Source organism: Aeromonas sp. FDAARGOS 1407, assembly GCF_019048725.1.
Classification (GTDB): Bacteria; Pseudomonadota; Gammaproteobacteria; order Enterobacterales; family Aeromonadaceae; genus Aeromonas; species Aeromonas enteropelogenes.
On sequence record NZ_CP077399.1, the window covers coordinates 1,779,797 to 1,803,800 of the forward strand.

Annotated in this window: 18 protein-coding genes and 1 pseudogene; 8 read left to right on the forward strand and 11 right to left on the reverse strand. The window is 61.3% G+C overall.

The annotated features are described in order from the left end of the window. Positions 1–249: 249 nt before the first annotated feature. Positions 250–1,098, reverse strand: a complete 849-nt coding sequence (locus tag I6L37_RS08630; protein WP_042028164.1) for a lytic transglycosylase domain-containing protein — start codon at positions 1,096–1,098, stop codon at positions 250–252. Between the two features lie 356 nt (positions 1,099–1,454). Between I6L37_RS08630 and I6L37_RS08635 the strand changes: the two genes are divergently transcribed. From I6L37_RS08635 to I6L37_RS08645, 3 genes are read left to right on the forward strand one after another with little or no spacing between them, the layout of a single operon-like run. Continuing rightward, positions 1,455–2,195 carry a glycosyltransferase family 2 protein gene (locus I6L37_RS08635; RefSeq protein WP_026456644.1) on the forward strand — a complete coding sequence of 247 codons (741 nt, stop codon included), beginning with the start codon at positions 1,455–1,457 and terminating at the stop codon, positions 2,193–2,195. Continuing rightward, complete coding sequence (locus I6L37_RS08640; protein WP_042028163.1) at positions 2,195–2,557, forward strand: lipid-A-disaccharide synthase N-terminal domain-containing protein; 363 nt, start codon at positions 2,195–2,197, stop codon at positions 2,555–2,557. Before I6L37_RS08635 ends, I6L37_RS08640 begins: the two co-directional genes overlap by 1 nt. Beyond that, positions 2,547–4,253, forward strand: a complete 1,707-nt coding sequence (locus I6L37_RS08645) for a glycosyltransferase family 39 protein (RefSeq protein ID WP_216993787.1) — start codon at positions 2,547–2,549, stop codon at positions 4,251–4,253. The genes I6L37_RS08640 and I6L37_RS08645 overlap by 11 nt, the downstream gene beginning before the upstream one ends. A gap of 59 nt (positions 4,254–4,312) precedes the next feature. Here the strand turns inward: I6L37_RS08645 and I6L37_RS08650 are convergent, their stop codons facing one another. Both I6L37_RS08650 and I6L37_RS08655 read right to left on the reverse strand, forming a co-directional pair. After that, the gene (locus tag I6L37_RS08650; protein WP_216993788.1) at positions 4,313–5,311 is read right to left on the reverse strand and encodes an NAD-dependent epimerase; all 999 of its coding nucleotides are present in this window, start codon (positions 5,309–5,311) and stop codon (positions 4,313–4,315) included. Continuing rightward, the gene (locus I6L37_RS08655) at positions 5,308–6,669 is read right to left on the reverse strand and encodes a UDP-glucose/GDP-mannose dehydrogenase family protein (protein WP_216993789.1); all 1,362 of its coding nucleotides are present in this window, start codon (positions 6,667–6,669) and stop codon (positions 5,308–5,310) included. The genes I6L37_RS08650 and I6L37_RS08655 overlap by 4 nt, the downstream gene beginning before the upstream one ends. 312 nt (positions 6,670–6,981) lie before the next feature. Between I6L37_RS08655 and I6L37_RS08660 the strand changes: the two genes are divergently transcribed. Beyond that, positions 6,982–7,593 carry a YitT family protein gene (locus tag I6L37_RS08660; RefSeq protein ID WP_216993790.1) on the forward strand — a complete coding sequence of 204 codons (612 nt, stop codon included), beginning with the start codon at positions 6,982–6,984 and terminating at the stop codon, positions 7,591–7,593. A gap of 69 nt (positions 7,594–7,662) precedes the next feature. On the opposite strand, the gene I6L37_RS08665 is transcribed toward I6L37_RS08660, so the two are convergent. The 5 genes and pseudogenes from I6L37_RS08665 to I6L37_RS22220 form a co-directional block, all read right to left on the reverse strand. Continuing rightward, complete coding sequence (locus I6L37_RS08665) at positions 7,663–8,664, reverse strand: ABC transporter ATP-binding protein (protein ID WP_216993791.1); 1,002 nt, start codon at positions 8,662–8,664, stop codon at positions 7,663–7,665. Next, a complete protein-coding gene (locus I6L37_RS08670) occupies positions 8,661–9,719 on the reverse strand; it encodes an ABC transporter ATP-binding protein (RefSeq protein WP_216993792.1) in 1,059 nt (352 codons plus the stop codon). Before I6L37_RS08670 ends, I6L37_RS08665 begins: the two co-directional genes overlap by 4 nt. Positions 9,720–9,744: 25 nt before the next feature. Then, complete coding sequence (locus I6L37_RS08675; RefSeq protein WP_216993793.1) at positions 9,745–11,562, reverse strand: extracellular solute-binding protein; 1,818 nt, start codon at positions 11,560–11,562, stop codon at positions 9,745–9,747. A 94-nt stretch (positions 11,563–11,656) separates the two neighbouring features. Further along, positions 11,657–12,700, reverse strand: a complete 1,044-nt coding sequence (locus I6L37_RS08680) for an ABC transporter permease (protein WP_216993794.1) — start codon at positions 12,698–12,700, stop codon at positions 11,657–11,659. 100 nt (positions 12,701–12,800) lie between these two features. Further along, a pseudogene (locus tag I6L37_RS22220) lies at positions 12,801–13,826 on the reverse strand (ABC transporter permease subunit). Between the two features lie 499 nt (positions 13,827–14,325). Between I6L37_RS22220 and I6L37_RS08690 the strand changes: the two are divergent. After that, positions 14,326–15,246 (forward strand): L,D-transpeptidase family protein, encoded by a 921-nt coding sequence (locus I6L37_RS08690; RefSeq protein ID WP_042073323.1) that lies wholly within the window; start codon positions 14,326–14,328, stop codon positions 15,244–15,246. 101 nt (positions 15,247–15,347) lie between these two features. On the opposite strand, the gene sppA is transcribed toward I6L37_RS08690, so the two are convergent. Beyond that, entirely contained in the window at positions 15,348–17,192 is a 1,845-nt protein-coding gene (gene sppA, locus I6L37_RS08695; protein WP_216993795.1) for a signal peptide peptidase SppA, read from the reverse strand. 207 nt (positions 17,193–17,399) lie between these two features. Between sppA and I6L37_RS08700 the strand changes: the two genes are divergently transcribed. Together I6L37_RS08700 and I6L37_RS08705 are read left to right on the forward strand one after the other, a co-directional pair. Continuing rightward, the gene (locus tag I6L37_RS08700) at positions 17,400–19,439 is read left to right on the forward strand and encodes an FAD-dependent oxidoreductase (RefSeq protein WP_216993796.1); all 2,040 of its coding nucleotides are present in this window, start codon (positions 17,400–17,402) and stop codon (positions 19,437–19,439) included. A 106-nt stretch (positions 19,440–19,545) separates the two neighbouring features. Beyond that, a complete protein-coding gene (locus I6L37_RS08705; protein ID WP_216993797.1) occupies positions 19,546–20,094 on the forward strand; it encodes an NAD(P)H nitroreductase in 549 nt (182 codons plus the stop codon). Positions 20,095–20,617: 523 nt separating this feature from the next. Here the strand turns inward: I6L37_RS08705 and prmA are convergent. Beyond that, a complete protein-coding gene (gene prmA / locus I6L37_RS08710) occupies positions 20,618–21,496 on the reverse strand; it encodes a 50S ribosomal protein L11 methyltransferase (protein ID WP_042028149.1) in 879 nt (292 codons plus the stop codon). 523 nt (positions 21,497–22,019) lie between these two features. Next, the gene (locus I6L37_RS08715) at positions 22,020–23,030 is read right to left on the reverse strand and encodes a zinc-binding alcohol dehydrogenase family protein (protein WP_042073317.1); all 1,011 of its coding nucleotides are present in this window, start codon (positions 23,028–23,030) and stop codon (positions 22,020–22,022) included. Positions 23,031–23,130: 100 nt separating this feature from the next. Here I6L37_RS08715 and I6L37_RS08720 point away from each other — a divergent pair, with 100 nt between their 5' ends. Next, positions 23,131–24,003 (forward strand): LysR family transcriptional regulator, encoded by an 873-nt coding sequence (locus I6L37_RS08720; protein WP_042073315.1) that lies wholly within the window; start codon positions 23,131–23,133, stop codon positions 24,001–24,003. The last annotated feature ends 1 nt before the right edge of the window (position 24,004 follow it).

The following is a 24,004-nucleotide window of genomic DNA, read 5'->3' on the forward strand; positions in this document are numbered from 1 at the left end:
GGCCAGGTCGGCACAGGCCAACCGGGTTCCAAAAAACCCGTCGATTGTAAACCAACGAACAAGGGGGGGCAAAGCGGGCGGCCGGTTGCTCATCCTCCGTCAAGAAGGGGTGGGCGAGATGAGATAGAGGGGAGGGGCGAATGGGGCTGTGACCGGCAAAATCTCCGGAAAAATCGTCTTAATTTTTCCTTAAGTTAGTGACGATAGGGTGGGACCGGGCTGGTTTTTTGATGTGTTGCCGACCCCTTGTCAGCGTAGGGATGGCTTGGTTTCTGCCGTTTGCTTGTGCCCTGAATAGTAGAGCACCCGCTGCACGTAATCCTGGGTCTCCTGATAGGGGGGGATGCCGCCGTAGCGGGCCACCGCCTTCTCGCCGGCATTGTAGGCCGCACTGATCCTGATCCAGTCCGGGCCGAACTGTTTCTCCAGCCATTTCAGGTACACCATGGCGCCGCGGATGTTTTGTTCCGCATCGAACGGGCGGGTGACACCGAAACGCTGCTGGGTGGCGGGGATGAGTTGCATGACCCCTTGCGCCTGTTTGGGCGAGACGGCAAAGCGGTCGAGGTTGGATTCGGCGATGGCGATGGCCAGAGCCAGCTTGGGATCGACCTGATGACGCTCGGCGGCCTGCCGGACCATATTGGCTAGTTTCTGCTTGCTCGCAGATTGTCGGGCCAGATATTTGTCCTGATCGAAGGGGGTCGCGGGCTGTACCCAGGGAACACCGGCAGGGCCGCTGCCCACACCGCAGTTGCCCAGGGGGGCATTGCCTACACGAGTATTGTAATAACGAGCGGCTTGCTGGTTGCCAAGACGCATGGCCATGGCGAGATAGGCGTTGGCTTGCCGGGCACTGCGGATACCTTGTGGCCCGCGGGCCAGCAGGCGGCCGATGCGAAAATAGGCCTCCGGATTGCCCAGTCTGGCGGCATTGCAATAGTAGGCAATGGCTTGTCTCGGGTTGCTGCGCTCGATGGCTGCGCCCTGGCGGATGGCACTCATCGCCTTGGGCGCCTGGCGAAATGATTCGGCCTGGGCCGATGCCGTGATCAACAAGAGCAGGAGACTCCACCCCCAGGTGCCGAATCTCTGCATGACGAGTTCCTCATATTCTTCGTATTCGGAAGATATAGGTTCTACACAGGAAGGTTGCCAGCCAGATGATGGAACATGTGGTTATGTGTTCGCCCGTTAGAGATGAAAACGGTATGGAACTTTATGTCAGGAAGCCAACCCCCTTCCTGCCGACATGAGCAGACACAGAGAGTTTATCCTCGGGGTATGACGGATGGTTTTGTCTACGTTAGTTGATGCATAAATCAATTCCAGGATGATAGACTGGCTTCACATTAACGTAACATCCTGTATTTATTTAGGATAATTACCATCCCCATTTTTTCATGATGCGATCAAGCGGACTGATTGCGTCTCTCTATAGTCGGGAAGCTCATATGGGTTATTCAATCGATGTATCAGTCGTCGTGCCAGCCAAAGATGAACGGGACAATCTGGCTCCCCTTATCGGCGAAATCGATGCCGCGCTTGGCGGGAAGTACGATTACGAATTGGTCTACGTGGATGACGGGAGCGAAGACGACAGCTACGCCATCCTGTGCGAGCTGAAGACGCGTTTTCCCCGGTTGCGAGTAGTGCGTCACGAGCGGGCCGTCGGTCAGAGCATGGCGGTGCTCAGTGGCGTGCGTCATGGCCGTGGTGAGTGGCTGGTGGTGCTCGATGGGGATGGCCAGAATGATCCCGCCGACATTCCCGCCATGCTGGAAGAGGCCAAGCGCCGTTTTGCCGCAGACCGGAAGGAGGTGGGGCTCATCGGCCATCGCGTCAATCGCCGCGATGACTGGGTGAAGCGGATCTCTTCCAAACTGGCCAACGGTTTTCGCGACCTCTTGCTGCGCGACGGCATCCCGGATACCGGCTGTGGACTCAAGGTGGTGCGGCGCGACTGGTATCTGCGTCTGCCCGGCTTCAACCATATGCACCGCTATATTCCGGCCCTGATCCAGGCGCAGGGCGGTCGCATGTCCCCCTGGCCGGTCAATCACAGGCCCAGACAGGCGGGGGTTTCCAAATACGGGGTCTGGAATCGCCTCTGGGTCGGGCTGGTGGACGTGGTCGGTGTCTGGTGGCTGCAGCGGCGATCCAAGGTCGTCGAGGTAAGGGAGATGCTCGATTGATGGACGCCCTGCTCTCGCTCCCCCTGCACTGGCTCGACTGGACCGGCCTGCATGTGACCGGCTGGAAGCTCATCGGCTACACGGGGGCGCTCATGTTCGGGGGGCGCTGGCTGGTGCAATTCATTGCCTCCAGGCGGGCCGGTCGGCCTGTGATCCCCCGCCTGTTCTGGTACATGAGTGTGCTCGGCAGCCTGATGACGCTGAGCTACTTCCTCTTCTCCCCAAAGCAGGACTCCGTCGGCGTACTGCAAAATCTCTTCCCCACCTTTACTGCCCTCTACAGCCTCTATCTGGATATTCAGCATCGCGGCTGGAAGCGGGACAAACTCATCCATGACAGCGAGATCCGCCATGGTAAATGATCGAACCCTGCTCAATCAGAGCTCCCTTGGCTGGCTGCTGCTGATAGCCCTGGTCGTGCTTGGCACCGGACTTGGGCTGCGCGATCCCTGGCCGGCCGACGAACCCCGCTTCGCCCTGGTGGCCAAGGAGATGGTGGAGAGCGGCCAGTGGCTGTTCCCGATGCGCGGCGGCGAGATTTATCCGGACAAGCCTCCCATGTTCATGTGGGGGATCGCCATCGCCTATCTGCTGACCGGTTCCATCAAGGTGGCCTTTCTGCTGCCTTCATTGCTCGCGGGTCTGCTGACCCTGGTGCTGGTATGGGATCTGGGCCGCCGGCTGTGGACGCCTCAGGTCGGTTTTCTGGCCGGTTTGCTGCTGCTCTTTACCGTCCAGTTCACCCTGCAGGCCAAGACGGCCCAGATCGATGCGCTGGTCACCTTCTTCATCACCCTGGGCCTCTACAGCTTCATTCGTTTCCTGTTGTGTAACGGGGGCTGGCGATGGTACTGGCTCGGCTGGTTTGCCGCCGGCCTTGGCATCATCACCAAGGGGGTGGGTCTGTTGGCACTGCTGGTGCTGATCCCGGCGATCTGGACCCACTTGGATAAAATTCGCACGGCATCCCGCAGTGACTGGCTCAAGGGACTGGCGGGGCCGCTGTGCATGCTGCTGGCCATTGGCCTGTGGCTGGTGCCCATGCTGATTGCCGTGGCCCAGAGCGGCGACCCCATACTGCAGGCGTATCGGGACAACATCATGCTGCGCCAGACGGTGACCCGTTATGCCAACTCCTGGCATCACGTCAAACCCTTCTGGTACTACCTCACCTCGGTGATCCCGCCGTTCTGGCTGCCGCTCACCCTGCTGCTGCCCTGGCTGGTGGTGGAGTGGCGCAGAGCCATCCAGGGGGGGGACAAACGCATCATATTGCTGCTCGGTTACTTGGTGCTGGTGGTGATCTTCTTCTCGGTTTCGCCCGGCAAGCGCGGCGTCTATGTGACGCCTGGCACGCCGGCTTTGGCACTGTTGAGCGCGCCCTTCATCGCCGCCCTGCTGGCCAGGCGCTGGCCAGGCCGCCTGCTGTCAGGGCTTGGCTGGTTGCTGGGCATCGTCTGCCTCGGTGGGGCGGTTGCGCTGGAGTTCAGTGCCAAGCTGGCCAGCCGGGTGAGCGAATTGGGGCCGGCCCCCTGGCTCCCCCTGCTGGTGATGGGGGGCGTGTTGTTGCTCGTCAACGCCTTGCTGCGCCGGGCACCGCTTACCGCCATTCTGGCCACCCTTGCCTGTGGCTGGCTCATCTACTCCACCTGGATCTGTACGCGCCTCAACGACATGCGCACGCCGCAAACCGTGATGGCGCTGGCAGCGGAGCGGGTACCGGCGGGCAACGAGTTGCTGCTGACCGGTTTCAAGGAGCAGCACCTGCTGTTTACCCGCCAGCCGCTGCGACACTACAGCTACCAGATGCCGGATGATGCGCAGGCCCGCGAGGCGGCGGCCTGGGTGGCTGCCGCGCCAGGACGCTGGGTGCTGGGGGCGGCCGATCTGCTGGAGCGCTGTTTTGACCCCGCGCGCATGGAGAATCTCGGCAATCGTCACCGCACTGACTGGCTGCTGACCAATGCCGAGGCCATCAAGCCCGCCTGTCAGGGGCTCAGGCCAGAGATTGAACCATTTAGCTATGTGCCAGGCCCCAAGGAGGGGAACCTGAACTAGACAAGAGGGGCAGCCATTTGGCAGCCCCTCTTTCGTTGTCAGGCCAGATAGCGGCTCGCTCAGACCCCGTAGTACCCCTTGTACCACTCGACGAAACGGGTGACCCCTTGCGCCAGCCCCACTTTCGGCCGGTAGCCGGTTGCCTCGAACAGCGCCTCGGTATCGGCCCAGGTGGCGAGTACATCGCCGGGCTGCATGGGGCAGAGGTTGCGGATGGCCTGCTTGCCGAGGGCCGTTTCGATGGCTTCCACGAAGTCGACCAGACGCACCGGGCTGCCGTTGCCGATGTTGAACAGACGATAGGGGGCCGAGCTTGACTCGGTCTGCCCGTGCCAGGCGGGGTTCGCCACCGGTGGGCGATCCGCGATGCGTATTACCCCCTCGACGATGTCGTCGATATATGTGAAGTCCCGGCTCAGCGCCCCTTGGTTGTAGATGTCGATGGGTTCATCGTTCAGGATGGCGCGCACGAACTTGAACAGGGCCATGTCGGGGCGCCCCCAGGGGCCGTAGACGGTGAAGAAACGCAGCCCTGTGGTCGGTAAACCGTAGAGGTGGGAGTAGGAGTGGGCCATCAGCTCATTGGCCTTCTTGCTCGCCGCATAGAAAGAGACGGGATGATCCACCCCGTCCGAGGTCTTGAACGGCATCTGCTCGTTGAGGCCGTAAACCGAGCTGGAGGAGGCATAGACCAGGTGCCCGACCCCATGATGGCGGCACCCCTCAAGGATGGTGAGGGTCCCGTTGAGATTGCTGTCGGCATAGGCGAAGGGGTTGTCCAGCGAGTAGCGTACCCCGGCCTGGGCGCCAAGATGGATCACCCGATCGAACTGCTCCCGGACGAACAGGGCCGCGATGGCTTGCCTGTCCGCGAGATCGCCGTGCTCGAAGCGAAAACCGGGCAGCGGCAGGAGTTGCGCCAGCCGCGCCTCTTTCAGGCTCACCTCGTAGTAGTCATTGAGATTGTCGAGGCCGACGACCTGATGCCCTTCGTGACAGAGCCTTTGCGCCACATGAAAGCCGATAAAGCCGGCAGCGCCGGTGACCAGGTACTTCATTGTGCTTTCTCCAGCGCGTGCGCTTTTTCCAGGCTGTCGCCGCGGCCGATGGCGTAATAGGTGAAGCCACGTTGGTGCAGACGGGCCGGATCATAGAGGTTGCGGCCATCGAGGATGACGGGTTGTTTCAGTGTGCGCTTGATAAGCTCGAAGTCGGGGGCACGGAACTGTTGCCACTCGGTGCAGATGAGCAGGGCATCGGCGCCCTTGAGAGCCGCCTCCTGGGTGCCGCACAGGGTCAGATCGTCACGCAGGCCGTAGAGGTGCTGGGCCTCTTTCATCGCCTCGGGGTCAAACGCCTGCACCTTGCCGCCGGCGGCCCAGATGGCCTCCATCAACACCCGGCTCGGCGCTTCGCGCATGTCATCGGTATTGGGTTTAAAGGCCAGCCCCCACAGGGCGAAGGTGTGCCCCGTCAGGTCGTTGCCAAAGTGCTTAAGCAGGCGCTCGATGAGTTTGTGTTTCTGCCTGTCATTGACCCTCTCCACCGAGCGCAGCAGGGGCACGTCGCAGCCACTTTCGCTGGCGGTATGGATCAGCGCTTTCACATCCTTGGGGAAGCAGGATCCGCCGTAGCCGCAACCCGGGTAGATGAAATGGTAGCCGATGCGCGGGTCGGCGCCGATCCCCTTGCGCACCTCCTCGATGTCGGCACCGAGGCGCTCCGCCAGCCCGGCCATTTCGTTCATGAAGGAGATCTTGGTGGCCAGCATGGCGTTGGCGGCGTACTTGGTGAGCTCGGCGCTGCGGGCATCCATCTGGATGATGCGATCATGGTTGCGGTTGAAGGGGGCGTAGAGCTCCTCCAGCAGGGACATGGCGTGATCCGAGTCGGTGCCGATGATGATGCGATCCGGACGCAGGCAGTCGGCCACCGCCGCCCCCTCCTTGAGAAACTCGGGGTTGGAGACCACCTCGATGGGCAGAACAACACCCCGCTCCTTGAGGATGCCGTCGATATGCTGGCGCACCCTGGCGGCCGTGCCGACCGGCACCGTGCTCTTGTTGATCACCACCTTGCCCGCCTGCATTAGACGGCCTATGGTGCCGGCCACCGCCAGCACGTGCTGAAGATCGGCAGAACCGTCTTCGTCCGGCGGGGTGCCGACCGCGATGAAGATGAGCTCGGCAAAGGCCACCCCTTCGGCCACATCCGTGGTGAAATGCAGGCGGCCAGCCTGATGGTTGGCCTGCACCATGGGTGCCAGCCCGGGTTCGAAGATGGGGATGATCCCCTCCTTGAGGCGTGCGACCTTGCTGTCGTCCACATCCACACAGGTGACCTGATGGCCCATCTCGGCGAGCACGGCGGCCTGAACCAGTCCCACATAACCAATCCCGAATACGACGACTCTCATCTGCGCTTTGCTCCTCGATGCAGGCAGTGACAAGCCATCCATTCTAGAGGGATCCGTTTTTTTGGGCAGTGAGTTTAGTCGGTTTTTTCAGGCTCGATTCAGTTTGGACTTACCACTGCTTTGTCTTGTTTTGGTGCAAGGATTGTAACGCTGTGCTGACGAACACCATTTTGGTGCGTTCAGGCCGCGTCTTGTGATCCGGGTCACTGAAGCCGGACACTGTCGCCCATAACGAAGCCTTGCCAACAAGGCTCGCAGCCGGTCAGCCGGCGACAGACACTCTTTACATTACTTCGCTTGGATACACAGGTTATGGACAACACCTTGATTCGCAACGCGCATCCCGTCTATGAGGATGTGCTGGCCCTGCTGACCGCGGCGGGCTTCGTCTCCCTCGGCATCTTTCTGTTCCATCAGGTTGGCCTGCTCACCGGCGGCACCGCCGGGCTGGCGCTGCTGCTGCAACAGGTGACCGGCGTCAGCTTCGGTCTGCTGTTCTTCTGCATCAACCTCCCTTTCTACGCCCTGGCCTGGCTGCGTATGGGGCCGCGCTTTACCCTTAACACCTTCGCCTCGGTGGCGGCGGTCTCCTTCATGACCGATCACCTCAACGGCGTGCTGCAGATCGGCAAGATAGAGCCCCTCTATGCGGTGCTCATCGGCGGTACCCTGATCGGCATGGGGCTGCTCATCATGTTTCGCCACAAGTCGAGCCTGGGTGGCTTCAACATACTGGCGCTGTTTGTTCAGGATCGCTTCGGTATCCGGGCCGGCAAGCTACAGATGGGGCTGGATTGCGCCATCGTCGTGACCTCCTTCTTCGTGGTGCAACCCTGGATCCTGGCGCTCTCCATCGTCGCAGCCGTTATCTGTAATCTTGTGTTGACACTCAACCACAAGCCGGGGCGCTACCAGATCGCCTGATTGGGAATGACATCAGCCATGAAACGAGGCGGCCACAGGGCCGCCTCGTTCATTTCTGCCTTGCCTGCGTCAGCTGGCCTGATCCAGCGAGGGATCGCCGCTGGCGGAGAGCGGCGTGTGGCACGCCACCTGGTGGGCACCGTCACCGCACAGTGCAAGTTTCGGCGCCGCGCTTCTGCACAGCTCGCTGGCATAAGGGCAGCGCTGGTGGAAGTGGCAGCCGCTCGGGGGCGAGATGGGCGAGGGCACATCGCCGGTCAGCAGGATGCGCTGGCTGCGCCGACGGGGATCCGGCACCGGAATGGCCGAGATGAGCGCCCTGGTATAGGGGTGGCGCGGCGCCAGATAGAGTGACTGCGCCTCTGCCAGTTCGACGATCCTGCCCAGATACATGACGGCGACCCGATCCGAGATGTGCTTGACCACCGACAGGTCGTGGGCGATGAAGATGATGGCGAGGTTCATCTCCCGCTGCAGGGTGAGCAGCAGGTTGACTATCTGGGACTGCACCGAGACATCGAGGGCCGACACCGCCTCGTCACAGACCAGCAGCTTGGGCTTGAGGGCGATGGCCCGGGCGATGCCGATGCGCTGGCGCTGGCCGCCGGAAAATTCGTGGGGGTAGCGATCCATTGCGCTGCCGGGCAGCCCCACCTTCTCCAGCAGCTCCTGCACCCAGACCCGCCGCTGTTCGGCGTTGCCCTTGCCGTGGATGACGAAGGGCTCCTCCAGGATCTGCCCCACCGTGTGGCGGCTGTTGAGGGATTCTGCAGGATCCTGAAACACGATCTGCATCTCCTGGCGCAGGGAGCGCATCTCCTTGGGCGAGAGGTGGGTGATGTCACGCCCCTCGAAGGTGATGGTGCCGGCGGTCGGTTCGAACAGCTTGAGCAGGGTGCGCCCCAGGGTGGACTTGCCGCAGCCGGACTCGCCCACCAGCCCCAGCGTCTCCCCCTGCTTGAGATCGAAGCTGATGCCGTCCACCGCGTAGACGTGGTACTTCTTGCGCAACAAGCCGCCGCCCAGCTGGAAGTGCTGCTTCACGTCGCGCACCGATAAAAGCGTCTTCATACGGCTAGCTCCCTCCAGTGGTGGCAGGCCACCCCGTGCCGCTCGGCGAGCTGCTCGGTGGCCGGAATGGCCCTCACGCAGATCTCGGTGGCATGGGGACAACGGTTGGAGAAACGGCACCCGGCGGGCATCTCGTGCAGGGCGGGCACCTGCCCCTTGATGGTCTTGAGCAGGCTCTTGGGCTCATCTTCGAGCCGCGGGATCGAGCTCATCAGACCATGAGTATAGGGATGGCGCGGGTGGTCAAACAGCTCGAACACGTCGGCCTGCTCCACCGCCCGGCCCGCATACATTACCACCACCTCGTCGCACAGCTCCGCCACGACCCCGAGATCGTGGGTGATGAAGATGATGGCCATCCCGGTCTGGGCCTGCAGCTCCTTCATCAGTTCCAGGATCTGGGCCTGGATGGTGACATCGAGCGCCGTAGTCGGTTCATCGCAGATAAGCAGGGAAGGCTCGCAGGCCAGCGCCATGGCGATCATCACCCGCTGGCGCATGCCGCCGGAGAGGTTGTGGGGGTAGACGGCAAAACGCTGGGCGGGCTCCGGGATCCCCACCTTCTGCAGCATGGCGATGGCGGCCTCCTTGTGCTGGGCCTTGCTGTAGTCGGGGCGATGAAGGTGAAACACCTCCATCAGCTGATCCCCTACCGTCTGCACCGGGTTGAGCGCCGTCATCGGCTCCTGGAAGATCATCGAGATGCGGTTGCCACGCACCCTGTACATCTGATCCGGCGCCAGCGTGAGCAGCTCCTCCCCCTGAAAGCGGATGGAGCCCGCCACCACCTGGCCGTGGGGCTTGGGCAGCAGTCCCATGATGGCGAGCGAGGTGACGCTCTTGCCGCAGCCGGACTCACCGACGATCCCCAGGGTCTGGCCCGGAGCGACCTGGAAGCTGACCCCGTCGAGCACCTTTATCTTGCCGTCGTCGACGGCGAACTCCACCTCGAGATCGCGCACCTCGAGAATCGGGGTCTTGTTCTGGCCGTTCTCAACGGCACCCTCCACCCCGTTATCCCGAACGTCAAGAATGGAGGCCTGTGTGTTGGGCATGACTGCTGCTCCCTTCTCTGCGGCATCAATGACGTGCATAGGTCTTGTCGGTCTGCGTAATGGGGGTCAGCGCCTCCCCTGCCTCCCTGGCTTTCTGGGTCTCTTCCTTCACCTTGGGATCGAGCCAGAGCAGGCCGCCACTGCTGTGGGGATAGCCATCCATGGGCCAGTAGAGCAGATCAGGTGTGTTTCGGGTGGCCGGCACCTCGGGCAGCATCACGTAACGCCAGCTGCTGGCCCGCACGTAGTTGAGCTGGACTCCGGGCACGAAGATGGCCAAGTCATAGATGCGCTGCTGGATCTGGCGAGAGAGCTCGGCCCGCTTGGCCATGTCGAACTCAACGTTGTAGGCGTCGATCAGCGTGTCGAGCTCCTTGTCAGCCACGTTGAACAGGTTGTTGGTCTGCGGCTTGTTGGCGTTGGCGGAGTGGAACGACTCCCAATACTGCGGATAGAGACCGCCGCCGGCCCAGCCCATCCAGGCCGCCTCGTGTTTCTTCTCCAGCATCGCCTTGAAGCCGGTGGCGCCGTCCACCAGGTTGAGCTCCAGATCCAGCCCCGCCTTCTTGGCCTCTTCCTTCAGCACGGTCAGCCGCTTGGAGTGCTCCTGACTGGTGTAGGTGACGGCCAGGGTCAGCCGCTCCCCCTTGTCGTTTTGCAGGATACTGTCCGGCCCCGGCTTGCTATAGCCCCCCTTGGCGAAGTAGTCGCGTGCCTTGGCGATGTCATAGGCCCGCTCCGGCAGCGTCATGTTGGTAAATTCGCCAAAGCCCGAGCCGAAGGTGGTGGCTCTGTCGTAGTCGCCACGCAGCACCGTCTTGATCATCTTGTCGATGTTGAAGGCGTGCTGGATGCCGAGCCGCACATTGATGTCGGCCAGCTTGGGAGTAGCCACATTGAGGTGAACCCCCTGTCCGCCCTGCTTGGTGTCGGTCATGGCCATCACCTTCTGCACGTACCCCTTCTTGTACTCGGGGGTGACGGCCTTCTCGTGCCACCAGTTCGGCAGGATCATCTCGAAGGTGTCTATCTCCCCTTTCAGGAAGTGGCGAAAGGCGATATTGCGATCCCGGATCACCTGCACCTTGATGGTGTCGAGGTTGAATCTGTGCTGGTTGTAGCGATCGTCCTTTGCCCACCACTCCTTCTGCTTGCTGAAGGTGATGGATTTACCCTTCTTCACGTCGCTCATCACATAGGGGCCCGTGGTGGGCACCACGGCCCAGTTGTACTGCTTCACCCAATTGGGGCCGAGCTTGTAGTAATGCTTGGGCTGGGGCCACAGTTCGGTGGTGTTCAGGAGATCCAGCCTGGCCTTGCGGCTGCCCGCCTTCACCAGGATGGTGTGGTCGTCGATCTTCTCCACCGCCACCACCTCGGTGGTGTAGTAGTTGTTGAACCAGGGGCCCTTGATGTCCTTGGAGCGCATCATCTCGTAGCCGAAGGTGTAGTCATCGGCGGTGACGGGCTTGCCGTCCGACCATTTGGCGCGCGGATCCAGCTTGAAGTAGACGGTCTGGCTGTCCGGCGCGATGGCCCAGGCGCTTGCGAGGGACGGGATGGGGTTGCCGGTATTGGGATGGAAGCTGATGAGCCTCAGCTGGTTGTCCAGGATGAAGGAGCGAAACGCGCCGTTGGAGTCGGGCCCCACGGTGCGAAACGTCAGCGGAAAGCTGTCCACGAACATGGTGATGCTGCCTCCGGGCAGCGCTTTGGGGGAGGCGAACACGGGGTCCGTGTCGTTGGTCTCCCACTTGAGATCCGCAGGCAGGCTGGCCGCCCAACCCCAGGATCCGTTCACCAGCAGAAAAAGTGCACCTATCCATTTGATTTTATTGTTCATATTTGACTTCCTGGTCACTCCCCACTGCGGGGGCTTGATTGATAACGGGTTAATCCATGTGACCCGTGGCCGCCCATCGTGGCGGCTCGTCCTGTCACTGATAACGGGTAAATTTGCGCGGATCAAACGCCTCGCGAATGGCCTCGCCGATAAAGGAGACCATGATCAGCACCAGGCTCACCGCCGCCACCACCGAGCTCACGATCCAGATAGCGTCCAGGTTGTTGATCCCCTGGGAGAGCAGCTCGCCCCAGCTTGGGGTCGGTGGTGCCAGGCCAAAGCCCAGATAGTCCAGCGCCGTCAGAGTGGAGATGTTGCCCACCACGGCAAAGGGCGCCAGGGTGACGATCATCATCAGGGTATTGGGCAGGATGTGGTGGAAGATGATCCGCCCCGTGCTCGCCCCCTGGGCCCGCGCCGCCATCACATAGTCCCGCGCCCGCTCCTTGTAGGTGAGGGTGCGCATGTACCAGGTGATGCCCATCCAGCCGAACAGCACGTTGATGGCCACGAACAGACCGAAATTGGGCTTGGTCAGCGACACCAGGATCATGATGACGTAGAGGAAGGGCACCTGGGACCAGATCTCGATAAAGCGTTGCAGCACAAGATCAAACCGCCCGCCGAGAAAGCCCATCATGCAGCCGAGGGTGACCCCGATGGCGTAGCTGGCCACCAGGGCGATGAAGGCAAAGCCGATGGCGATGCGAAAGCCGTAGACCAGCCGTGCCAGCACGTCGCGGCCGCTGGTGTCGGTGCCGAGGAAGTGACGATCGGCCGTGCTCGGGGCATAGGGCGGGTAGGCATCCTCCTTGAAGTCCTGTTCGTAAGGATTCCAGGGCACCAGCGGCAGCAGCACCCAGTCCCCTTTTCCTTCCTGCACGAACTTGGTCTGCAACTGGCGGTAGTTGGTTTCGTACTCGTAATCGAGCCCGAAGTGCTGACCCGGGATCACGTCGCCATAGGTGGGGAAGTAAAGCTGGCCCTGATAGCTCACCATCAGCGCCCGGCTGCTGACCAAGAGCTCCGCCAGCAGGGAGAGCACCACCAGGGTGGTGAAGATGATAAAGGAGTAGTAGCCGCGTTTTATCGATTTGAAACGCTTGAGTTTTTTTAAGGTGACAGGGTTCATGCTCACTCTCCAAACCGCACGCGGGGATCGACCAGGGCGACACAAATGTCGGAGACGATATGGGCTGACATCAGCATCGGCATGGCAACAGAGTTCTGGCTCATGATTACTCTCCAAACCGCACGCGGGGATCGACCAGAGCGACACAAATGTCGGAGACAATGTTGCCCACCAGCATCAGCATGGAGGTGATGGCCAGAATACCCATGACGGTAGGGTAATCCCGCTCGACGATCGCCTCGTAACCGAGCAGGCCGATGCCGTCGATGTTGAAGATGGTCTCGATGAGGAAGGAGCCCCCGAAAAAGACGGTGAGCACTGACCCTAAGTGACTGGCGATGGGGATCAGGCTGTTGCGCATGGCGTGATCGGTGACCGCCTTGCGAAACGGCAGCCCCTTGGCCACGGCGGTGCGTACGTAATCCGCCGACAGGTTCTCCATCAGGCTGTTCTTCATGGTCATGGTGAGGATGGCGAAATCCCCGATGGCGTAGGCGATGAGCGGCAGCAGGGCGTGGGCGAAGACGGTGCGGATCTGATCCCAACTGCTCTCCATGTATTCAAAATCGTCCCCCGGGAAGCCCCCCATGGGCAGCCACTCAAGATGGAAGGCGAAGACGGTGATGAGAAAGATCCCCACCACTTAGGCAGGTAGCGCATAGGCCATGTAGATGAGCATGGAACTTAACGAATCGAAGCGACTGTTGTGCCTGAGCGCCTTGGCCACCCCGAGCGGGATGGAGACGGCGTAGCTCAGCAAGAAGGTCGCCAGCCCGAAGAAGGCGGTGACCGGTAGTCGCTCCTTGATGAGATCCCACACCGGCTCGTAGTAACGGGTCGACTCCCCCAGATCCAGCACCGCCAGCTTCTGCAGCCACTCCCAGTAGGCAACCAGCATGGGCTTGTCGAGCCCGTAGAACGCTTTGAGCTCCTCGATCTGTTCGTCAGAGAGCGCCTGGGCCCCCTTGCTGCCACTGGAGCGACCGCTCTCGTTCTGCGACACCTGTGCCTGCAGCAACATGCGTTCGACCGGGCCGCCTGGCACGAAACGGGTGATGGTGAAGACGAGCAGAGTGATACCGAGGAACGTCGGGATGATCAAAAGCATCCGACGTAGAAAGTACGACAGCATGATGGAACCTCGTCCTTGTTGTTCTTTTTTGTGGCTAGTCACATCCGGTGACAGGCCTGTCTTTGTGGGCCTGCTCGGTTCAATCTTGCCCACCAGTGATCATTGGTAAATATAAATTCATGCCAGATCAATAAAATAATCGTCCAAAGGCCAGTCATCTGGATTTGGTATTGTCTGGTCCTGAAAGACGTTCCCTCTGTTTGTTAGGTGGGAGGCTCGGTAGACCTAGCCGCCAGATATGGGCTACCCCCCGTTTCGAGTCTGTTCATCAATTGATCATCTGAACCTTATTAAAGTCATGTTGATGATGTCGACAATGACTGGATTGCCGATAAGCACTTTTAGTAATAAAAGCAACATATCGAAGTTGAAATTTTGGCCGACACAGGAAAGAATGCGCGCTCGGTTATTGGCCTGTGGTGCAGGTTGACCCGCCACCGGCAAACCGAGGATGACAGGGCCGTCGGCCCATTGGTACAGGAAACCATACAGGAATTTTATGAATCCCCTTCGCACTGCCGCTTCGGCCCTTTTATGCACACTCGCACTGGTCAGCCAACAGGCCGCCGCCGTCGAGTACCGTCTGCCTGCGGCCAACAGCCGTCTGATCGGCGAGAACCAGGAATATGTGGTGCCCGCGGACAACCGTCCGCTGGAGCAGATCGCCTCTGACTTCCAGTTGGGTCTGACCAACATCATGGAAGCCAACCCCGGGGTCGATCCCTACCTGCCCAAGGCAGGCAGCACCCTGATCATTCCCCATCAGCTGATCCTGCCCAATGCACCCCGCGAAGGGATCGTCATCAACGTGGCCGAGATGCGCCTCTATTACTACCCGAAAGGCAAGAACGTGGTGCAGGTGCTGCCCATCGGCATCGGCCAGCTGGGGGTAAACACCCCGGAGAACTGGATCACCAAGGTGGAGCGCAAGCGCGCCAACCCGACCTGGACCCCGACCGAGAACATCCGTCGCCGCTACGCCGCCCAGGGCAAGACCCTGCCTGCGGTCTGGCCGGCCGGTCCTGACAACCCCATGGGTTTGCACGCCCTCTATATCGGCAACCTCTATGCCATCCACGGCACCAATGCCACCTTTGGCATCGGTCTGCGGGTGAGCAGCGGCTGCGTCCGTCTGCGCGCCGACGACATCAAATACCTGTTCGACCACGTGCCGGTCGGCACCCGCGTTCAGTTCGTCAACCAGCCGGTCAAGACCACGGTCGAGCCGGATGGCGGTCGCTACATGGAAGTGCACGAGCCGCTGTCGCGCACCGAGGAGGAGTTCAACTCCACCGCCGCCGTGCCGCTGCCCATGACCCAGGCCACTACCCGCTTCATCGCCCACGCCGACTCTGACTCCAATGTGGTCAAGCAGGTGCTGGAGCAGCGCAGCGGCATGCCGACCCGCCTCAATCCCTGATGAGGTCTGTGCCTTTCAAGAAGGCCCGGGCAGGCTAATGAAAACGGCGACCAGATGGTCGCCGTTTTTTATGGCTGGCGTCTGAGCGCCATCAATTGGGGTTACTGCACGCAGACCGGGCAGAAGGCGTAGGTGCCCTGCGGATCGTTGAAGCGCGTGAGGGGATCCAGGTTGCGCTTCACCTCCACCATGGCCTTGCCAAATCCGGCTGGCAGCCAGCTTTGCAGGTACGGTGCCAGCGCCTGGGCACTGCTGTCGAACAGCTGGCGCAGGAACTTGTCCCTGGCTGACTCTTCCTGCTCGATGGGGCTTACCTGCCACTCCTTGAGATTGGCGAGGTCGGCGGCGGCCTTGAGGGCATCGTTGAGGTTGCCGAACTCATCCACCAGACCCAGTGCCTTGGCATCCTCACCGGTCCAGACTCGCCCTTCGGCGGCTTTTTCCGCCTCTTCCGGGCTCAGACCGCGGCCCTTGCCCACCAGATCGACGAAGCGCTGATAGGTATCCTCCACACTCAGCTGGATGGCCTGGCTGACGTGCTCGGGCAGGGCTCGGGTCAGACCGACGCCGACGTAATCCGTGGTGCCGACGCCATCGGTATGCACCCCGTATTGGGAGAGTGCCTTGTCGATGGTGGCGAACATGCCGAACACCCCGATGGAGCCGGTGAGGGTGGTGGGGGAGGCGAAGATCTTGTCCGCATCGGCGGAGATCCAGTAGCCACCGGAGGCGGCGTAGCTGCCCATGGAGATCACGACCGGCTTGCCGGCCTGTTTCAGGGCCAGCAATTCGGCGCGGATCTGCTCGGCGGCGAAGGCGCTGCCACCGGGGCTGTCGACCCGCAATACCACGGCTTTTACCTTGCCATCGCGACGGGCATCGGCCAGCAGCTCGGAGAGGCTGTCTCCGCCTATGGTGCCGGCGGGTTGCATGCCGTCCATGATGGCGCCGCTGGCGACGATGAGGCCCACTTCGTCCTTGCCGCTCTGGGGATATTGCTCGGGAATGGCGGCCAGATACTCCTTGAGGCCGACCCCTTTCCAGCCGTGATCCTCATCTTCTCCCACCTCCTTGATCACCGCCTGGGTCATCTCGTCACGGGTGGCGAGCTGATCCACCAGGCCGTTGTCGAGGGCGTAGTTGGCGGCATTGCCACCGGCCTTGCGCAGCAGTTCGAGGAAGCGCTCCTTGCCCGGTGCCACGATCTCCGGATCTATCTCCCGCTGGTTGGCCACATCGGCAACATAGGATTGCCACAGCTGATCCAGCCAGCGTTGGTTCGCCTCTTTGCTCTCGGGGGACATGTCATCCCGGGTGTAGGGTTCGACGAAGGATTTGTAGGTACCGACCTTGAACACATGGGGGGTGATGTTGAGTTTCTCCAGCGCCGACTTGAAGTAGGTCTGGTAGACGCCCAGGCCCTCGATCACCACGGCGCCGCTCTGGTTGAGCAGCACGTGGTCGGCGTGAGCCGCCAGCAGGTATTGCCCCTGGGTATAGAAGTCGGCCATGGCGATGACCGGTTTGCCGCTCTCCTTGAAGGCATCAATGGCGCTTGCCACCTCCTGCAATTTGGAGAAGCTGGCGCCCTGCAGTCCCTGTGGCTTGATCACCAGCGCCTTGATGCGATCGTCATCCTTGGCGTTGTGAATGGCCCACAGCAGATCGGAGAGCACGATCTCGCTCGGCTGCTCGTCGCTGCTGTCCATCTGGCGCAGCAGCTGCACTGTGGGGTCTGTCTGGGAACGCTGCTCGACCAGCACGCCGTTGAGGTTGAGAGTGAGCGCCCCTTCGATGGGGGCCACCGGGGCCTCTTTCTGGCCGAAGCTGACGACGATGACCAGCACGACCAGCAGAAACAGCAGATTGACCAGCATCAGGCGGGTGAAGTTGAGCAGGCGCCACAAGCTGCGGAATAACCAGCCCAGGCCTTTGAAAATAGACATAGTCGCGTTATCGCCCTGTTAATGGGGGAGGAGGGGCCATTATTAACCAGTTGGGGGCGAAATTGCCATTTCCGGCTGGTGGATCCGGCGCCCGGGATTCAGGACACGGCTGTGCGCTGAAAAATTGTCCAAACATTTGTTTGAAAAAGAATTTTCGATTCTTTACTCTAGCTCCACATTGATAACAAAAAATTAACTGGAGGCCCTGTGAGTCGTTATCCAACCCTGCTGACCCCGCTCGATCTCGGCTTTACCCAATTGCGCAACAGGGTATTGATGGGTTCGATGCACACCGGCCTCGAAGAGGAGAAAGGGGGCTTTGACAAGCTGGCCGCCTTCTATGGCGAACGCGCCCGTGGCGGGGTCGGCCTCATCGTGACCGGCGGTATCGCCCCCAACCTGCGTGGGCGCCTGGTGCCTCACGGTTCCCAGCTGAGCTTTCCCTGGCAGGTTGCCAAACACAAGAAGGTGACCCGGGCGGTCCATCAGGAGGGGGGCAAGATAGCGCTGCAGATCCTCCATGCCGGCCGTTACGCCTATCACCCCTTCAGCCTGGCACCGAGTGCCCTCAAGGCTCCCATCTCCCCGTTCAAGCCGCGCGCCATGAGCGAGCGGCAGATCCGCGGCACCATCCGCGACTTCGCCGCCACCGCCGCGCTCGCCAGGGCGGCAGGTTATGACGGGGTCGAGGTGATGGGGTCGGAAGGCTATCTCATCAACCAGTTCATTTGCGAGCGCACCAACAAGCGTACCGATGGCTGGGGCGGCAGCAGCGAAAACCGGATGCGTTTCCCGGTGGAGATAGTGCGTGCCATCCGCGAGCTGGTCGGCCCGGATTTCATCATTATCTTCCGTCTCTCCATGCTGGATCTGGTGGAGCAGGGCTCGACCCTGGAAGAGGTTATAGCCCTCGGTCAGGCGCTGGAGCAGGTGGGGGTGACCCTTATCAACACCGGCATCGGCTGGCACGAGGCGCGGGTGCCCACCATTGCTACCAGCGTGCCGCGCGGCGCCTTCAGCTGGGTGACGGCGGAGCTGAAAAAACACCTCAAGGTGCCGCTTATCACCACCAACCGCATCAACACCCCCGAGGTGGCCGAACGCATCCTTGCGCAGGGGGACGCGGATATGGTCTCCATGGCGCGCCCCTTCCTGGCCGACCCCGAGTTCGTGATCAAGGCCGCCGAAGACAGAGCAGACGAGATCAACACCTGCATCGCCTGCAACCAGGCCTGCCTGGACCACATCTTCAAGCAGAAGCGCGCCTCCTGCCTGGTCAATCCGCGCGCCTGTTTCGAGACCGAGCTCACCTTCGGCCGGGTGCCCCAACCCAAGAAGCTGGCGGTGGTGGGGGCCGGTCCGGCCGGACTCGCGTTTGCCTGCTACGCCGCCGAGCGCGGCCATCAGGTGAGCCTGTTCGATCAGGCGAGCGAGATAGGCGGCCAGTTCAACTTCGCCAAGCAGATCCCGGGCAAGGAGGAGTTTCACGAGACCCTGCGTTATTTTGCCAAACGGCTGGAGAAGTGCGGCGTCGAGCTTTATCTCGGCCAGCGCCAGAGCGCCGAGAGCCTCTTGGGCGGCGGCTTTGACGAGGTGATCCTCGCCACCGGCATTCGCCCGCGTACCCCCAATATTCCTGGCATCGAGCATCCCAAGGTGTTGAGCTACCTGGACGTGCTGCGCGATCACAAGCCGGTGGGCGAGAAGGTGGCGGTGATCGGTGCCGGCGGCATCGGCTTCGATGTGGCCGAATACCTGGTGGAGAAAAGGGTGGCGCAGTCATCCCACGGGGACGGGGATCTTCGTCGTGACCACTGGCTCAAGGAGTGGGGCATCGACAAGCAGCTTGCCGAGCGCGGTGGCTTGACGACCCCGGAAGTCGACGCCCCCGAGCGCCAGATCTGGCTGCTCCAGCGCAAGGAGAGCAAGGTGGGTGACGGCCTTGGCAAGACCACCGGCTGGATCCACCGTACCGTCTTGAAGAACCGCAAGGTGCAGATGCTCTCCGGGGTGCAGTACCTGCGTATCGACGACGAGGGTCTCCATATCCAGGTGGGCGACAAGCAGCAGTGCCTGCCGGTGGATCAGGTGATCATCTGTGCCGGGCAGGAGCCGCTCAAGGAGCTGCAAGTTGGCCTGCAGGCTGCCGGCAAACCGGTGCACATCATAGGCGGCGCCGATGTGGCGGCGGAGCTCGACGCCAAGCGGGCGATCCGTCAGGGGGCGGAGCTGGCTGCCGTCATCTAGGTACCAGGCACTTTGGTCATGTCATAAACCCCTGAGCCTCAGGGGTTTTCTTCATTCGGCGCTGTGCTAAGGTAGCGCCATCATAGCCCCAGACAAGGAACTGCCCATGGATGCCCTCCACCTGTTACTTAATCGTCACTCCTGTGGCCGTCTGGCCGAGCCGGCTCCCGCTGGCGAGGTGCTCGACAATATTCTCAAGGCCGGGCTGCGGGCGCCGGATCACGGTACCCTGACCCCCTGGCAGTTCATCCTGTTTGAAGGGGAAGGGCGCGAGCGGCTCGGTACCCTGCTGGGAGAGGCTGCCCGCCGCCGGGGTGAAGATGAAGAGAGCATCAGGAAGTGTCAGGAGGCGCCGCTGCGGGCCCCGCTGGTGGTTGCCGTCGCGACCCGTTATCAGGAACACCCCAAGGTACCGAAACTGGAGCAGGAGCTCTCCGCCGGTTGCGCCCTGATGGCGATGCAGATGGCAGCTCAGGCGCAGGGATTCAACGGCATTTGGCGCTCCGGCTGGTTCATCTTCGATGAGCAGATCAACCAGGGATTGGGGCTGGGGGCAGAGGATCAGCTGGTGGGCTTCCTCTATCTCGGCACTCCCATGCTGGAGGCGCGCAAGCTGCGCGAATTACCCCTCGGCGAGTATGTCCGTCGTTTCTGAGTCGCTGACTCTGCTTCGATAGTCTCGGACAAAGCTCTGATCCATCAGGGCTTTTTTTTTGGCAAACCCCGGATAGTAACCAGAGTGGCAGCTCAAAATAAATGGGGGCAGAGCGGGATGACGGGTCGTAGCAGGGAATTTTTTAAATAGTGAGATACGCCTCTCAATCCTGGAGTATTTAGCTATGTAAAACGTTTGCGCATCCATTAATATCCCCCTGCCAGTTTAGAAGGGCATCCCTTCTAATTTTTCTGCGATGAGAGTCGCAATTCCGTAGCACCTTTTTAAACAGCCCAACGTCCTCGTGACATTGGGCTTTATTTTTATGGTGTTTTCAGCCGTGTTCTGGCAATTCTCATGGCCTGATATCCGCCACTCTCCACGCCATCTGCGCGATGAAGTTTTTCCCTGGTCCTGGTGTGTGAAGCAGCATTGCGAGTGGATAAACGGGGGCGAGCAGGCGAGCAAATAGAACAAGGGCACCCGAAGGTGCCCTTGTCGTCGTCATGCTGCCTTTTCGCTATCAGCCGTGTTTGCGGCCGGATAGGCGGCACCACTCCTCTTTCACTGCGGTCGGATCCATCTCGAACCACTGACCGTAGATAGTCTCCAGCTCGGGGGCCTGGCTCTCCAGCACGCCGGAGAGGGCCATCAGGCTGCCCGGCTTGCCCAGACCGGCGATCAGCGGCGCCAGCTCACGTAGCGGGCCGGCCAGGATGTTGGCGACCACCACGTCGGCCAGCAGCCCTTCCGGTTGCTCGGCGGGCAGATAGAGCTCGATCTGGTCGGCGACGCCGTTGCGCATCGCGTTGTCACGGCTGGCCTGGATGGCCTGCGGATCGATGTCGATGCCGATCACCCGGGCGGCGCCGAGTTTCAGGGCGGCGATGCCGAGAATGCCGGAGCCACAACCGAAATCGACCACGGTTTTGCCGGCCAGATCCAGCCCGTCCAGCCACTGCAGGCAGAGGGCCGTGGTGGGGTGGGTACCGGTACCGAACGCCAGACCCGGATCCAGCATGACATTGACCGCCTCGGGGTCCGGCACATCGCGCCAGCTCGGGCAGATCCACAGCCTCTCGCCAAACTGCATGGGGTGGAAGTGATCCATCCACTCGCGTACCCAGTCCTTGTCTTCCAGCTGCTCGACCTTGTAGCCGACGTTCTCGCCGAAGATCTGCTGGAAGAAGGCGATGGTGGGGGCCGGATCGGTTTCGGCGTCGAACAGACCCATCACCTCGGTCTCGCCCCACAGCGGGGTTTCGCCGGGCATGGGTTCATAGACGGGCACATCCTTGGCATCCATAAAGGTCACCGCCTGGGCACCACGCCCCAGCAGCATGTTGCTCACCTTGTCTGCGGTCTTGGCAGTGGCGTTGATTCGAATTTGTATCCAGGGCATGGCGTCGACTCTTCATAAATGTGAAACCGCGGGATTCTACCATCATGGGGCTTTGCTGTCGTGGTTTGCCCATGGGGGGTGGTGGAGCAAGGCAACTTTGCCAAGTTGGCATGGTTAATGTATTCCCCAATGGGTGACGGGAAGCAACCTGTTCCCGCTGAATGCTTTGCTCTAGGAAAGTTCCGTCATTGCTTGGCCACCTTCGGGTGGCTTTTTTTGTTTCAAACCGATGGCGTGAGAGTGGCATGGGACTTTGAATAGTCGGAGAGAGGGGAAAGTCTGCAATAAACGGCGTATTGGCACACAAGCTGCAAAAGCCAATCTGTCCTGCAAAGGATGTGTGTGTGATTGTTACCCCAATGTTCAGGTATTTAGGGCCATTCCGACGGAATGGCCCCTTTTTTATGTCATCTCTTCAATCATGTCGCGCCTGATTGCCGGACAACCGACCGGCCCTGTGCCTTGATGGGGCTTGCCGTTGGTGAAAATACCCCAGCTTGGTGCGTTTTTTACCTCCAAGGGACTAGAAGCCGCTCATATCGATCACCAGCTTGCCCATCATGCGGCCGGCTTCCAGCTCGGCATGGGCCCGGGCCAGGGCGGCCGGTGTCAGTTCGGGCAGCGTGTGGGTCAGGGTGCTCTTCAGCACGCCCTGATCCACCAGGGTGGCAACCTGTTGCAGCAGCCTGTGCTGCTCGATCATGTCCGGGGTCTGGAACAGGGAGCGGGTAAACATGAACTCCTGGCTGAAGGTGGCGCTCTTGCTCTTGAGCAGGGAGAGATCCCAGGGATCTTTCGATTCGGCGATGGTACAGATGTGACCGAACGGGCGAATGAGATCTGCCATGGCTTGCCAGTGCTGCTCGGTGGCATTGGTACAGAAGATGGCGTCCACCTGGTCGATGCCAAGGTCGGCTAGATCCGATGACAGGCTATGATGATTCACCACCTGATGGGCCCCCATCTGCTGGCACCAGTCGCGAGTCTCGGGGCGGGAGGCGGTAGTGATCACTTCCATGCCGGTGAGCTGGCGGGCCAGCTGAATGGCGATGGAACCCACTCCGCCAGCACCGCCGATGATGAGCAGCCGGCCTGTGCTCTCGCGAGTGAGGCCAAGGCGCTCGAACAGGGCCTCCCAGGCGGTGATGGCGGTCAGTGGCAGGGCGGCGGCCGCTACGTCGCTCAGAGTGGTAGGGGCGAGGGCGGCGATGCGTTCATCCACCAGTTGCAGAGCGCTGTTGCTGCCGGGGCGGCTGATGTCACCGGCATACCAAACGCGGTCGCCCGCCTTGAACAAGGTCACCTCGCTGCCGACGGCAACGACGTCGCCCACGGCATCCCAACCCAGCACGCGGGGGCTGCTCTCTACCTTCTCCTTGGGGGCGCGCACCTTGGTGTCGACCGGGTTGACGGAGGTGGCGTTGACTCGCACCAGCAGGTCGCGTGGGCCCGGCGTCGGGGCGGGCAGATTGGCCTCGATGAAGCAGTGGGGGTGATCGCTTGGCAGGTAGTGAGTCAGGGCGATGGCTTTCATGGCAGTTCCTTTCAAATCGGTTGGAGGGGGATTGCCAGCCACTCTAGTCTGTCTGATTATTCGGATTAAGATGGGTAATTGGTAAAGACTGTTTGAATATATGAACAATGTCGAACTGGAATTGATGGGGCTGTTTGCCACCGTGGTGGAGCAGGGCAGCTTTACCCGGGCGGCCGAGCTGCTCGGCATGCCAAAGTCCTCGGTGAGCCAGAAGATCTCGCGGCTTGAGTCACAGCTTGGGGTGCGGTTGCTTCAGCGCACCACCCGCAGGCTCAGCCTGACCCCTCAGGGTGAGATCTATGTAGAACACTGCCGCGGATTGCTGACCCTGGCCCGCAGCGCCAATCTGGCGATGGCGCGGCTTCGCAGCGCTCCCGCCGGCCGGGTGCGGATCACTGCGCCCGAGGCGACCGGCACCTTGCTGCTTGGCCCTATCCTGGCCGAGTTTCGCGCCCTCTATCCCGAGGTGGTGCTGGAGCTGACCCTGAGTGACGAGCAGCTGGATCTGGTGGGGGAGGGGTACGATCTGGCGCTGCGGGCTGCGCCGCTAAAGGATTCCAGCCTCATCTGCCGGCGCATCGGCGAGGTGGCCCGTTATCTGGTGGCCTCTCCCGGTTATCTGGCGCGCCACGGCATGCCGCAGCGGCTGGCCGAGCTGGCGCACCATGTCTGTCTGGTTCACACCGCTCTTCCGGTGTGGCCGTTGCAGGAGGGGGGCTGGCGACCGCAGGGGGCTTGTGCCAGCAACAGCCTGCTGGCGCTGCGGGAGCTGGCGCTTCATGACGGGGGAATCGCCCTGTTGCCGCAGCATGTTTGCGAGAGCGGGCTGGCCAGCGGGAAATTGCAGAAGATCCTGCCCATGATCCCCATTCCCACTAATCCGTTTTACCTCATCTACCCGAGCCGGGAGCACCTGGCTCCCGCCCTGCGCAGCCTGATGGATTTTGTGGCCGAGCGCCTGCCGTTTGCCTGAG